At 65.4% G+C, this 12,613-nt stretch carries 11 protein-coding genes; 5 read left to right on the top strand and 6 right to left on the bottom strand.

Features of this window, described 5'->3' with window-relative positions; translation table 11 throughout:
• Positions 1-16: 16 nt before the first annotated feature.
• Positions 17-1,423 carry an APC family permease gene (locus CH262_RS00645; RefSeq protein ID WP_032385702.1) on the top strand — a complete coding sequence of 469 codons (1,407 nt, stop codon included), beginning with the start codon at positions 17-19 and terminating at the stop codon, positions 1,421-1,423.
• Positions 1,424-1,428: 5 nt separating this feature from the next.
• On the opposite strand, the gene CH262_RS00640 is transcribed toward CH262_RS00645, so the two are convergent.
• Positions 1,429-2,859 (bottom strand): dihydrolipoyl dehydrogenase family protein, encoded by a 1,431-nt coding sequence (locus CH262_RS00640; protein WP_032385701.1) that lies wholly within the window; start codon positions 2,857-2,859, stop codon positions 1,429-1,431.
• A 29-nt stretch (positions 2,860-2,888) separates the two neighbouring features.
• Between CH262_RS00640 and CH262_RS00635 the strand changes: the two genes are divergently transcribed.
• Complete coding sequence (locus CH262_RS00635; protein WP_032385700.1) at positions 2,889-3,647, top strand: SDR family oxidoreductase; 759 nt, start codon at positions 2,889-2,891, stop codon at positions 3,645-3,647.
• Positions 3,648-3,715: 68 nt separating this feature from the next.
• Here CH262_RS00635 and CH262_RS00630 read toward each other — a convergent pair whose 3' ends face one another.
• The 3 genes from CH262_RS00630 to CH262_RS00620 are packed head-to-tail and all read right to left on the bottom strand — an operon-like array spanning position 3,716 to position 5,995.
• On the bottom strand, positions 3,716-3,961 hold the full coding sequence (locus CH262_RS00630; protein ID WP_032385699.1) for a DUF2630 family protein: 246 nt from the start codon (positions 3,959-3,961) through the stop codon (positions 3,716-3,718).
• Positions 3,962-3,977: 16 nt separating this feature from the next.
• On the bottom strand, positions 3,978-5,234 hold the full coding sequence (locus CH262_RS00625) for a hypothetical protein (RefSeq protein ID WP_094716666.1): 1,257 nt from the start codon (positions 5,232-5,234) through the stop codon (positions 3,978-3,980).
• Complete coding sequence (locus CH262_RS00620) at positions 5,231-5,995, bottom strand: crotonase/enoyl-CoA hydratase family protein (protein ID WP_027496004.1); 765 nt, start codon at positions 5,993-5,995, stop codon at positions 5,231-5,233. The genes CH262_RS00625 and CH262_RS00620 overlap by 4 nt, the downstream gene beginning before the upstream one ends.
• A 60-nt stretch (positions 5,996-6,055) precedes the next feature.
• On the opposite strand from CH262_RS00620, the gene CH262_RS00615 reads away from it, so the two are divergent.
• Both CH262_RS00615 and CH262_RS00610 read left to right on the top strand, forming a co-directional pair.
• On the top strand, positions 6,056-6,658 hold the full coding sequence (locus CH262_RS00615; RefSeq protein WP_027496005.1) for a TetR/AcrR family transcriptional regulator: 603 nt from the start codon (positions 6,056-6,058) through the stop codon (positions 6,656-6,658).
• Positions 6,645-8,261 carry an acyl-CoA dehydrogenase family protein gene (locus tag CH262_RS00610; protein ID WP_094716665.1) on the top strand — a complete coding sequence of 539 codons (1,617 nt, stop codon included), beginning with the start codon at positions 6,645-6,647 and terminating at the stop codon, positions 8,259-8,261. Before CH262_RS00615 ends, CH262_RS00610 begins: the two co-directional genes overlap by 14 nt.
• A gap of 10 nt (positions 8,262-8,271) precedes the next feature.
• On the opposite strand, the gene CH262_RS00605 is transcribed toward CH262_RS00610, so the two are convergent.
• The gene (locus CH262_RS00605; protein WP_094716664.1) at positions 8,272-9,282 is read right to left on the bottom strand and encodes a hypothetical protein; all 1,011 of its coding nucleotides are present in this window, start codon (positions 9,280-9,282) and stop codon (positions 8,272-8,274) included.
• Positions 9,283-9,422: 140 nt separating this feature from the next.
• On the bottom strand, positions 9,423-11,072 hold the full coding sequence (gene pgi, locus CH262_RS00600) for a glucose-6-phosphate isomerase (protein WP_094716663.1): 1,650 nt from the start codon (positions 11,070-11,072) through the stop codon (positions 9,423-9,425).
• A gap of 83 nt (positions 11,073-11,155) precedes the next feature.
• On the opposite strand from pgi, the gene CH262_RS00595 reads away from it, so the two are divergent.
• Positions 11,156-12,607, top strand: coding sequence for an NAD-dependent succinate-semialdehyde dehydrogenase (locus CH262_RS00595; RefSeq protein ID WP_094716710.1), 1,452 nt, complete (start codon positions 11,156-11,158; stop codon positions 12,605-12,607).
• Positions 12,608-12,613: the final 6 nt, after the last annotated feature.

Below are 12,613 nucleotides of genomic sequence, written 5' to 3'. Positions count from 1 at the left end.
GGGTAGCGTCCCAACGATGTCCGAGCGACGTACTCTGACCACCGGGCGAGTGGTATTTCTGGTGGTTGCTGCCGCAGCACCGATGGCGGCCATGATCGGTAATGTGCCACTGGCCTTGATTCGCGGAAACGGGGCTGGGTTGCCTGCCGCGTACGCGATCAGTTCAGTTGTGCTGCTGTGCTTCTCGGTGGGTTTCGCGGCGATCGCACAGCAGGTGTACAGCACCGGAGCGTTCTACACCTACATCGGTCTTGCGTTGGGTAAACCGCCCGGAATTGCTGCCGCATATGTCGCAGTTGTCGCGTATACGTCACTTGCGTGCGGGCTTTCGGGAGCATTCGGCTATTTCACCCATCTGGTCTTCGCCGATTCGGGCATCGATATTCCGTGGTACGTCTTCACCGGCGTTGCCGTGGTGATCGTGGCAATTCTCGGGTTCCGAAATGCCGACCTCTCCGCCAAGGTCTTGGGGACACTGATGGTGCTGGAGTTCGCTTTTCTGGTGGTGTTCGACGGCTTGGTCGTCGGGCAGAAGGGTGCTGCCGCAGTGCCACTGGAGTCGTTCACACCCACTCAGGTGTTCTCCGGTTCGCTCGGTATCGCCATGATGTTCGCCTTCTCGAGCTTCATCGGGTTCGAATCCGCAGCGTTGTACGGGGAGGAGACCAAGGACCCGCGGCGGAGCATCCCGCGCGCGACGTTCATTGCGGTGTCGATCATCGCGGTCTTCTACCTCTCGACGAGCTGGATCGTCGTCGGTGCGGCAGGCGGCGTCGACGCTCCGGCGCTGGCCCAGACCGAACTGGGCAACCTACTGTTCACGCTGGCGCGTGAGTACGGCGGAACAGTGCTGTACGACGGCACCGCAGTGCTGCTGTGCACCAGCGTGCTCGCGTCGTATCTGGCGGTGCACAACGCCGCCAGTCGTTATCTGTTCGCGCTGGGGCGTGAGCGTGCACTTCCGGTGTGGCTCGGCCGAATTCACCCGCGGCACGCGAGCCCGCATATCGGGAGCATCACTGCATCGGTGGTGGCAGCGTTATCGCTGACGGGCTTCGCGGTGGCAGGTGCCGACCCCTACCTCAGCTATGCGGCCGGTGCCATCGGGCTCGGCACTCTGGGTGTCATCGCGCTGCAGGCCGCCGCGGCACTGTCGGTGGTCGTGTTCTTCATCGGCCATCCCGATCGATCCGTGTGGCGCACCGCGATTGCCCCGGGCATCGGATTTCTCGGGTTCACGACCGGATTGATCCTCGCCGGAACGCACTACAGCGTGCTCACCGGATCCGATTCTGCCGTCGTCAACGCGGTACCTGTGGTGCTCATCCTCGCAGCGATCCTGGGGGTCCTGGTGGCTCTACGCCTGAGGCGAACCGACCCGACAACTTACGCAGGCATAGCTGCGGCATATGCGCGGAGCTGAACCTGTCACCGGCGCGATTCGAGTAGTCGGAGCCAGATTTCGCTGACCGTCGGGTACGACGGCACCGCATGCCACAGATCGTCGAGCGATACCTTCCCGACCACGGCAACGGTGGCCGCGTGCACCAATTCCGCCACCCCCGGCCCGACGAAGGTCGCCCCGACGAGAGTGTCGGTGGCCCTGTCGATCACCAACTGCGCACGACCCGAGTAATCGTCCTGCTGTAGGGAGGAACCCGCGACGGCGATGTCCTGGGCCGCGATCTCGACGTCGATACCGGCTTCGCGCGCCTTGGCCTCGGTGAGCCCGACCGAGGCGACCTCGAGGGGCGTGAACACGACCTGGGGAATCTGTCCGTGATCGGCGGTGGCGCGAAACTTCTTGTGATCGAGCGGCTTTCCCTCGGCCCGGGCGGCGATGACGTCACCGGCCACCCGTCCCTGATACTTACCCATGTGCGTCAACGGTGCCCGGCCGTTGAGATCGCCGACGGCATAGAGCCAGTCGTGGTCCCCCACAGTGAGGTGGTCGTCGACGTCGACGTATCTGCCGTCGGGAAGACCGACGGTGGACAGTCCCAGATCCGAGCTCGCCGGGGAGCGGCCCGCCGCGACCAGCACCTCGTCCACGACGAGGTCGTCGCCGCCGACCGTGAGAGTGACCGGACCACCGTGGATTCGGCCGACGCCGGTGTCGGCGGGATCTTGCCGCGACACAGCCGTCAGGGACGCGTCGAGCATGATCGTTGCGCCGCGCTGTTTAAGTGCATCGGCGACGAGCTGTCCGGCGAACGGCTCGGAGCCGGCCAACAGGGACGAGCCGCGCACGATCATCGTGACTTTCGCCCCGAGGGACAGCAGCCACGTCGCTGCCTCGCTTGCCACGACACCGCCGCCGATGATGGCCACGTGGCCGGGGGTCTCGTGAATGTTCGTGGCGTCACGGGAGATCCACGGCCGGGCGTCGCGAAGACCAGGCGTGTTCGGTACCGACGCGGTGGTGCCGGTAGCCAGCACCACCGCGTGCCGAGCTGTGAGCGTTCTGCCGTCGATGTCGACGGTCTTGACCCCGCTGAGCCGTCCGTGGCCACGGATCACCGAGATGCCCGCGGACTCGGCCCACGACACCTGCGACGAGTCGTCGAGGCCGTGCGTGAAGGATTCGCGTCGGGCCAATACGGCGTCGGCGTCGAGGGGCTGATCGCCGACCAGTTCTTTCACACCCGGCATGTTTCGGGCGGTATCGAGCACCTCGCTCGGCCGCAGGAGCGCCTTGCTGGGCATGCATGCCCAGTACGAGCATTCGCCGCCGACGAGTTCGTGTTCGACGATGGCGGCGGTGCGGCTGCTGCCTTGTATCGCGTACTGCGCGGCATTCTCACCGACGGGTCCTCCGCCGATGACGATCACATCGAATTCCGAGCTCTCTGGGGCCATTGCTCCACAGTGACATAGGCTCCCCGCTTATGGCGACCACTCGGAGCAAGATTCTGATCACCGGCGCGAGTTCAGGACTGGGCGAGGAGATGGCGCGCCGCTTCGCGGGCATGGGCCGGGATCTTGCGCTCTGTGCGCGACGGGTCGATCGACTGGACGAGCTTCGTTCCGAACTGATGACGCAGCATCCCGGGATCACCGTGGCGGTACGCGCCCTCGACGTCACCGATCACGATGCCGTGGTGACGGTGTTCGGCGAACTGCGCGACGAGTTGGACGGCCTGGATCGAGTTGTCGTCAATGCCGGACTCGGCAAGGGTGCGAAAATCGGATCCGGTCGCGCCGACGCCAATCTGCAGACCGCGCGCACCAATTTCGTCGGTGCGCTGTCGCAGGCCGAGGCTGCGTTGGCGATATTCCGGGCCCAGAAGCACGGACACCTGGTGTTCGTCTCGTCCATCAGCGCCGATCGGGGTCTGCCCGGTGCCAAGGCGACCTACTCGGCCAGCAAAGCGGCGGTGGCCTCTCTGGGCGAATCGTTGGCCACCGAGTTGGCCCGGACCGACATCGTCGTCACGACGCTTCTGCCGGGCTTCATCGCCACCGACATGTCGGCGGGCGCAGGCGACAGTGCTGCTCTCACAGCCACTCTGGACGAGGGTGTCACCGCGATGGTCCGGGCCATCGAGAGCGAAACGCGCCGCGCCGCGCTGCCCGGCCTGAAATGGCGAGGCATCGACGCGGCGCTGCGGTTCCTGCCGAACGTGCTGACGGATCGAATGGTCTGACTGCAGGAGTGGAGCCTGCGGAATGACCCGGTTACTGCAGGAGTGGAGCCTGCGGAATGACCCGGATGTTACTGCATGTATCCCTCGACCTGGTTGACGCTGTTGGCCGTCGCGGAGTCGGGGTCCTTGCCTGCGTCGATGCGTGCGCGGCGTTGCCGGAGCAGGTCCCAGCACTGATCGAGAGCGTGTTCGAGTGACGCGAGCTGCGCCTTTTCGGTGTCGGGGTCGATCTCCCCGGCCTGGGTGTCGGTGCGCAGCTTGTGCTCGGTGGCGATCAGCTGCTGAATCTTGGTGTGGATATCGTGCTCGTTCATGGCTGCAACGGTAGACCTACCAGGGTGTACCGGCCAGGTTTCGCCGCGCCAGAGCGCGGTGCACCGCTGCAGTGAGCTCTGCCGCCGATCCGACCAGCGCGTCGTCGGTGCACACCAGGGAGAGTGTGTAGCGCCCGTCCATCCGGGACAGGTAGGTCGACAGCCTGATCGTCGACAGAGGGATCGGTCCCGTCGGTGCGGGGTGGATCGCGCGGGTGGCCAGACCGCAGGATCGATGCGGCCCGAGGGTCGTCAGCGCATGCGGAATGTCGCCGATGTTGGAGCACAACACATCTCCGCGCCCCGGCGTCGAGGTCAACTTCGCCGCAAGGCGGTGGGGGAGCAGTTGGACGACCTCGGGCGGGTACCCCGCGGGCGCTCCGACGGGCGCGGCGAAAGCAGCTTTGCACGCCGCGCGCACTGCCGCCGGTGAATCGTCTCCGCGAACGTCGACGGTGGCCATCCCGATCGAGTTCGCGTCGCCGGATCCGGTGCGGAAGGGGATGTCGACGGTCACCGTGGGTGAGCCGAGTTCTGCCATGGTCGCGGCGACGACGCACACGAACAACGAATTGGGTGAGCCACCACCGAGCTCGGCAGCCGAATCCCACTGCGCTGCATCGACGTCCACGACCACCGAGAAGGCCCGTCGAACACGGTGGGGGCGTGTGCGATTCGAGTCGGATGCCGTGAACGCGCGCAGCTCGGCCCGAGCCTTCGCGCTCACCCACAGTCGAGCGGTCGCGACGATCGACCGCACGAGCACGGTGACGATCATGCGCAGAGCGTCCACCGCGTCCGAACCGGGGGAGGCGATCGGTTCGGTTTCTACCGAGCCCGAAAACGACTGTGCAGCAGCGTCGATGAGCCCACTTGCATCGGCGAGCGCATGCGAGCACACCAGCGATACGACGGTACCGCCGTCGGCCAGCGGAGCTGCCGTCAACCGCCAGCCCGGTCCGTATTGCGGATCCAACTGCACATCGGCCTGGTGGTCGGCCCACTCGATGGCGTCGTCGACCGGCTCGGAGGCGACCGTCAGCGGCAGCGAGGTGGAACAGACGTCCCATCGGAGCCGGGCACCGGGGATGCGAGGCACGCCGACCTGTCGACCCAGCTGCCCGCGTGCGAGCGCAGCGTGTACCCGTTCGAGTTCGTCCTGGGTCACCGACTCGGCAGTACGCCAAATACCCTGCAGTGCAATCGGTGTGCCGTACCCGCGATGTGTGCGGAGAAAGATCTCGTCGATCACCGACAGGCGGGTCGAGATCACGGACTGGGGGTACCGTGTCGCCCCGCGCCCGAGGCGAACCGACTCGCTCCGGTGAGCGCGTCGGCGGTGATCGAGATGGCACCGTGCCGAAACTCGTTCTTCAGCGCGGCTTCCTCGTCGAGGCCGTCCTGCTCGAGGACGGACAGCCGGTCCTCGCGCATGCAGGTCTGCGGCAGCAACGCCAGTTCGGCGGCCAGCGCCTCGGCCTCGGATCGGGCACGGCCGACCGGAACCACCCGGGTGATCAGGCCGATGTCCAACGCCTCCTGGGCTGCCACGGCGCGTCCGGTGAGAATCATGTCCATCGCTCGTCCGGTGCCGATGATGCGCGGCAATCGCACTGTGCCGCCGTCGATCAGAGGCACGCCCCAGCGCCGACAGAACACGCCGAACGTGGCGTCGTCCTCCGCGATGCGTAGGTCGCACCACAGGGCGAGTTCGAGCCCACCCGCGACGGCGTATCCCGACACCGCGGCGATGACCGGCTTGGACAACCGCATTCGCGTCGGGCCCATCGGACCGTCGCCGTGTTCGGTCGCGTGGTTCGACCTGGGTGTGCCGAGCGCCTTCAGATCGGCACCCGAGCAGAAGGTCCCGCCTTCGCCCCACAACACGGCGACCGACGCGGATTCGTCGGCATCGAATTCCTCGAAGGCCTGGGTGAGTTCCTGAGCAGTGGGCCCGTCGACGGCGTTGCGTGCCTCCGGGCGTGAGAGGACCACGGTGGTGACGGGGCCTGATCGTTCGATCCGTACCGGCATGGTTACGAACCTACTCGAGTCCCCTTGCGTGAAGCACTGAATCAGTGCTTCAATCCTTCAATGCCCTACCGGCGAACACCCGCAGTGCAGGCCCGGCTCGATGCCGGCCGAACGAAACTGCTTGCTGCCGCCGTCGAGGTCCTGTCCACCAAGGGATACGCGGGCCTGTCGGTGGCCTCGGTCGCCGCGGCCGCCGGCGTGTCCGCGGGCAGCGTCTACACGCACTTCGACGGCAAATCCGACCTGGTCGTCGAGATCTTCCGGCAGGTCTGCACCCGTGAAGTGGCTGCGGTGGTCGCCGTCGCCGCACACGGCAGCACATCCGAGCGAGTCGCCGCGGTCGTGCAGACCTTCGCCGGGCGGGCCCTGAAGAACCGCACGATGGCCTACGCGCTGCTCGCCGAACCGGTCGATCCAGCAGTGGACGCCGAGCGGTTGGTGTTCCGGCGCAAATTCACCGCTGCGTTCGCCGACGCGATCGTGGCAGGAATCGCGGCCGGGGAGATTCCCGATCAGGACGCGGCGATCTCGGCCGCCGGCCTCGTGGGTGCCGTCGGCGAAGTGCTGGTCGGTCCGTTGTCGTCGCACGAGTCCGTGGACGTGGTCCCCGGTCTCGTCGCTTATTCGTTGCGTGCGTTAGGAGTTCGAGATGAACACACATGAGGTCTTCAATCAGGCGACCGACCTGACGCCCTACGACGTGTCCGACGACGCCTCGCTGCTGGACGGTCTCGACCGAGCCGGCGGCGGCTGGGCGCGCGACGAGGTGCGTCAATTGGGCGCTCTCGCAGGCGGAGTCGAGGCCCAGGAGTGGGGCAGGCTCGCGAACGAGAACCCACCGGTGCTCAGGACACACGATCGGTACGGCCATCGCGTCGACGAGGTCGAATTCCATCCGCACTGGCATGATCTGATGACCGTCGCGGTGCAGCACGGACTGCACGCCAGCCCGTGGACGGACGATCGAGTGGGTGCGCACGTGGCCCGCGCCGCGAAATTCTACGTATGGGGACAGGCCGAAGCAGGCCACATGTGCCCGATCTCGATGACCTACGCCGTCGTACCCGCATTGCGGCACAACCCCTCTCTCGCCGCGCAGTTCGAACCTCTGCTCGCGTCCCGGGAATACGATTTCGGGCTGCGCGAGCCGTCTAGCAAACGCGGCTTGATCGCCGGTATGTCGATGACGGAGAAGCAAGGCGGCTCGGACGTTCGCGCCAACACCACCACGGCCACCCCGTCGTCGGACGGCACCTATTCGATCGTCGGCCACAAATGGTTCACGTCTGCACCGATGTCTGACATGTTCCTGACGTTGGCTCAGGCACCCGGCGGGCTCTCGTGCTTCATGTTGCCGCGGGTGCTGCCCGACGGCACCCGTAACCGAATGATGCTGCAGCGCTTGAAGGACAAGCTCGGCAACAAATCCAACGCCTCGGGAGAACTGGAATACGACGGTGCGACCGGCTGGCTCGTCGGCGAGGAGGGCCGCGGGGTGCGCACCATCATCGAGATGGTGAACATGACCAGGTTGGACTGCGTCATCGGCTCTGCTGCCGGTATCCGCAACGCCACCGTCCGCGCGGTGCATCACGCACGTCACCGAGCTGCCTTCGGTGCGCAACTGATCGATCAGCCTCTGATGCGAAACGTATTGGCAGACTTGACCATCGAATCCGAAGCGGCGACCGCCGCCATGATTCGTCTGGCGCAGGCCACCGACGGTTCCGCCCGCGGCGACGAGCAGGAGAGCGCGCTACGCCGAATTGCTCTGGCCATCACCAAGTACTGGGTGTGCAAGCGGGCACCGGCGCATGCCGCCGAAGCACTCGAATGTCTCGGTGGCAACGGCTATGTCGAGGAATCCGGTATGCCTCGGTTGTTCCGCGAATCGCCGCTGATGTCGATCTGGGAGGGCTCGGGCAACGTCGCCGCACTCGACTCGCTGCGTGCACTCGCGCGTCAACCCGACAGCGTCGAGGCCTTCTTCGGTGAGATCGGCAAGGCGTCGGGTGTGGACTCTCGACTGGACGACGCCATCGCCCGCGTCGGGAAAGAACTCTCCGACACCTCCGACATGGAATACCGCGCCCGCCGCGTCGTCGAACTGATGGCACTGACCTTCCAAGGTGCGCAGCTGGTGATGCACGGGAATTCCGCTGTGGCCGACGCTTTCTGCGCCAGTCGACTCGACCGAGACTGGGGCATTGCCTTCGGCACCCTGCCCGTCGGAGTCGATACCTCAGCTGTGTTGGCGCGGGTGTGATGCGGCGGATCTACGCCCCTCGTGGGAATTCGCACCGCCTGTAGGGTGCGCATATTCCTACGAGCGCCGTAGCTGTGGGGAGGGGTAGCTCGGCGTACCGTCCACTCGGCGGGCCGAGGAGCAACGCGCGCCGATAGGCAGCATCAAGCCGGTCGACGATGATGTGCGGAGTCGACAAGTCCCGCCAGTCGAATCTGAAGACGGTCCTGCCTTGCTCGGCGAGCCGGTTGTGGCGATTCTTCTCTGCGATGATTGCCTGCCGTGGCTGCGGACCGTACTTGTCTTCTCCGTCGAACTCGGCAATCACCTCGGCCAGGTCGGGAAACAGGAAGTCGGTACGGGCGATGCGTCGACCGCCTTCGTCGAAGATCGTCTGATTGGACAGCGGAGTCGACACTGTCTGCAGGATCAGTCGCGATCGACTCTCGCCGACGCTGTCGCTGCGCGCACTCATCGCGCTGACAGCACGTCTGGCGCGTCCGGCGCCACTTCGGTGTTGCGCTGCGTCGCAATACTTCTCGAGTTCCTCGATTGTGGTGAGGCCGTGGCGCAATGCTCGATCACCGAGACACACCGCAACCTCGAGTGGATGAGTCCTGGCGACGTCGACGACTGTGCGCGCTGGGCCTGTGACACGCATACCGTCGAGATGAAGCCACTCGTCGTCCAGTAGATCGGTGCCGTGGAGGAACCGGCGTCGACTGCGCTTGCCCGAGTGGCCGCGACGGTTGGTCATCGTCACCGTGTCGAGCGGCACGTTCCACACGTCGAGTCCGAGAACCACTGCTGCGGATACATGGCTGAGTACGACGTCGTCGCCGGAATCGGCATAGGTCGCCTGAGCCAGGAGTGCATGCTGCTGCGCGGAGTTCAGTGTTGCGAAAACATCCCCTCGAACGAACCAGCCTCTCCGGATTGCAACGATGGACTTGTGTGCGCGTGCCCGGCGAAGGTCGTCATCGGTGAAGCCCGACGTGAGCGCGTCGGCACGGGTGAAGAGCCCGCGTTGCTCGAAGTCCATGCTCGATTGGACGCACGACCGACCTGTTTGGATCCGCCGAGCGGCAATCTACGGCCCGTTCAGGAATCCGCACCGCCTGCAGGGTGCGTAGATTCCTACCAGGGCCGTAGATCCACCGACCGACCTCAGGCCGACCGAACTCAGGCCGAACGACCCCGCTGCGCCCGGTACCAGCGCACCAGGGCGTCGGTGGATGAATCCGATTGCACGGCAGGGGCTTCGGCGTCGGTGAGTACCGGGGTCAGTTCGAGTGCCTGGGTCTTGCCGAGTTCGACGCCCCACTGGTCGTAGGAGTCGACGCCCCAGATGACGCCTTCGACGAAGACCTGGTGTTCGTACAGGGCGACCAATTGTCCGACGACGGATGGGGTGAGTTTGGGGGCGAGGATCGAGGTGGACGGTCGGTTGCCCGGCATCACCTTGTGCGGCACCACATCTGCGGGTGTGTCCTCGGCGGCGACCTCCTCGGCGGTCTTGCCGAAGGCGAGCACCTTGGTCTGTGCGAAGAAGTTGCTCATCAGCAGGTCGTGCATCGAGCCGCTGCCGTCGCGGGTGGGCAGATCGTCGGTGGGCTCGGCGAAGCCGATGAAGTCGGCAGGCACCAAACGTGTTCCCTGGTGCAGCAATTGGTAGAAGGCATGCTGTCCGTTGGTGCCCGGCTCGCCCCAGAAGATCTCGCCGGTGGAGGTGGTGACGGGGGAGCCGTCGGCCTTGACAGACTTGCCGTTGGACTCCATGGTCAACTGCTGCAGGTAGGCCGCGAAACGGGAGAGGTCGTTCGAATACGGCAGCACTGCACGGGTTTCCGCGCCGAAGAAGTTGCTGTACCAGAGGCCGATGAGGCCGAGCAGAACTGGTGCGTTCTCGGCGAGCGGTGTCGACCGGAAGTGCTCGTCGATCCGATGAAAACCGTCGAGGAATTCGGCGAATGCCTCTTTGCCGACGACGGCCATGACCGACAGTCCGATTGCCGAGTCCACGGAATAGCGTCCGCCCACCCAGTCCCAGAAGCCGAACATGTTGTCGGTGTCGATGCCGAAGTCGGCGACGCGTTCGGCGTTGGTGGACACGGCGACGAAGTGCTTGGCGACGGCGTCCTCACCGAGTGCGTCGACGAGCCAGCGCCGGGCTGCGGTGGCGTTGGTCAGCGTCTCGAGGGTGGAGAAGGTCTTGGAGGCGATGATGAACAGCGTCGACGCCGGGTCGAGTCCGTCGAGCGCGCCGACGAGATCGGCGGGGTCGACGTTGGAGACGAATTTCGCGGAGATCCCCGCGTCGGCGTAGTGACGGAGTGCGTTGTAGACCATGACCGGGCCCAGATCGGATCCACCGATGCCGATGTTGACGACGGTGGAGATCTTCTCGCCGGTGGCACCGACCCATTCGCCCGAACGCACGCGATCGGTGAATTCGCCCATGGCCGTGAGGACTTCGTGCACATCGGCGACGACGTCCTGGCCGTCGACGGTCAACGACGCATCGGCGGGAAGGCGCAGCGCGGTGTGCAGAACAGCGCGATCCTCTGAGGTGTTGATGTGCTCGCCTGCGAACATGGCGTCGCGCTTTCCTTCGACGTCTGCGGTGCGGGCCAGTTCGATCAGCAGGGCGAGAGTCTCGCTGGTGACCCGGTGCTTGCTGTAGTCGATGTGAAGATCCGCGGCGGCGAGGGTGAAGGTGCGCCCTCGGTCGGCGTCATCGGCGAACAGAGTTCGGAGATGAGTATCGGCAATCTCGGAGTGGTGATCGGTCAGTTTCTGCCAGGCATCCGTGCCGGTGATATCGACGCTCATACGAACCAACAGTAATGCGGGCCGGTGCCGCGCGCGCGTCGTTTGTCGTTTGCGACGGGCCTCGCGGAGGCATCATGGACGGTATGGACCAACGTGCATTGATCGAATCGATTCCGGCAAAACTGTGGATCGGCGGTAAGGCCGTCGATGCCGAGGGAGGCAAGACGTTCGCGGTGAACGATCCCGCTACAGGTAAGCCGTTGACCGACGTGGCCGACGCATCACCGGCCGACGCGATGAAGGCCCTCGACGCGGCCGCTGCAGCGCAGAAGAGTTGGGCGGCAACACCTGCCCGCGAACGCAGTGAAATTCTTCGAGCGGCGTTCGAGAAGGTCACCGAACGTGCCGACGACATCGCGCTGCTGATGACCCTGGAGATGGGCAAGGCCCTCGCGGAGTCGAAGGCCGAGGTGAAATACGGTGCGGAGTTCTTCCGGTGGTTCGCCGAGGAAGCGGTGCGCATCGGTGGTCGCTACACCCCGGCCCCGGCGGGCAACGGCCGCATTCTCGTCACCAAGGCTCCGGTCGGCCCGGTACTGGCGATCACCCCGTGGAATTTCCCGTTGGCGATGGGCACCAGGAAGATCGGCCCTGCCCTGGCCGCCGGCTGCACCATCGTGGTCAAGCCGGCCCGGGAGACCCCGCTGACGATGCTGCTGCTCGCGCAGATCTTCGACGAGGTGGGTCTACCGGAGGGCGTGCTCTCAGTGCTGACGACGTCGAAGTCCGGTGACGTCACCGGGCCGCTGCTCGAAGACCCGAGGCTCCGCAAACTCACCTTCACCGGATCCACCGGCGTCGGCAAATCGCTCGTCGAGAAGTCCGCGACGAGATTGCTGCGGACATCGATGGAACTCGGCGGCAATGCCCCGTTCGTCGTGTTCGACGACGCGAACATCGACGACGCGGTGGACGGCGCGATGCTGGCGAAGATGCGCAACGGCGGCGAGGCCTGCACGGCGGCGAACCGTCTGCACGTGCACAACAGCGTGCGTGAGGAATTCACCACCAAGTTGGTGGCGAAGATGTCCGAGATGAAGCTCGGGCCCGGCGTCGACCCCGACACCAAGCTCGGACCGCTGATCAACGCAGACCAGCTCGAGACCGTGCAGGAGCTCGTCGACGATGCCGTGGAGAAGGGCGCGACGGTAGCGCTCGGCGGTAGCGCACCGGGTGGCGACGGCTACTTCTACCCGGCGACCGTACTCACCGACATGCCGACGTCGGCCCGCATTCTGAAGGAAGAAGTGTTCGGCCCGGTGGCCCCGATCGTCGGATTCGATACCGAACAGGAAGGAATCGACGCAGCCAACGCCACCGAGTACGGCTTGGCGTCGTACATCTACACCGAGAGCCTGGATCGCGCGCTACGAGTGGCCGACGCGATCGACAGCGGCATGGTGGGTGTCAACCGCGGAGTGATCTCGGACGCGGCAGCACCGTTCGGTGGAGTCAAAGAATCCGGATTCGGCCGTGAGGGCGGATCCGAGGGAATCGAGGAATACCTCGAAACCAAGTACATCGCACTGAAGTAGAGCATC

It is taken from the genome of Rhodococcus sp. 05-2255-1e (genome assembly GCF_002259025.1).
Classification (GTDB): domain Bacteria; phylum Actinomycetota; class Actinomycetes; order Mycobacteriales; family Mycobacteriaceae; genus Rhodococcoides; species Rhodococcoides fascians.
The sequence above is the reverse complement of the archived record's forward strand: the minus strand, read 5'-3'. Positions and strand labels throughout refer to the sequence as shown.

Bases quoted from the DNA above. Each gene is read 5' to 3' on its own strand.
- CH262_RS00640 (WP_032385701.1), bottom strand. From the start codon at position 2,859: ATGGCCCCAGAGAGCTCGGAATTCGATGTGATCGTCATCGGCGGAGGA.
- CH262_RS00635 (WP_032385700.1), top strand. From the start codon at position 2,889: ATGGCGACCACTCGGAGCAAGATTCTGATCACCGGCGCGAGTTCAGGA.
- pgi (WP_094716663.1), bottom strand. From the start codon at position 11,072: ATGAGCGTCGATATCACCGGCACGGATGCCTGGCAGAAACTGACCGAT.
- CH262_RS00595 (WP_094716710.1), top strand. From the start codon at position 11,156: ATGGACCAACGTGCATTGATCGAATCGATTCCGGCAAAACTGTGGATC.
- CH262_RS00645 (WP_032385702.1), top strand. From the start codon at position 17: ATGTCCGAGCGACGTACTCTGACCACCGGGCGAGTGGTATTTCTGGTG.
- CH262_RS00605 (WP_094716664.1), bottom strand. From the start codon at position 9,282: ATGGACTTCGAGCAACGCGGGCTCTTCACCCGTGCCGACGCGCTCACG.
- CH262_RS00630 (WP_032385699.1), bottom strand. From the start codon at position 3,961: ATGAACGAGCACGATATCCACACCAAGATTCAGCAGCTGATCGCCACC.
- CH262_RS00620 (WP_027496004.1), bottom strand. From the start codon at position 5,995: ATGCCGGTACGGATCGAACGATCAGGCCCCGTCACCACCGTGGTCCTC.
- CH262_RS00610 (WP_094716665.1), top strand. From the start codon at position 6,645: ATGAACACACATGAGGTCTTCAATCAGGCGACCGACCTGACGCCCTAC.
- CH262_RS00615 (WP_027496005.1), top strand. From the start codon at position 6,056: ATGCCCTACCGGCGAACACCCGCAGTGCAGGCCCGGCTCGATGCCGGC.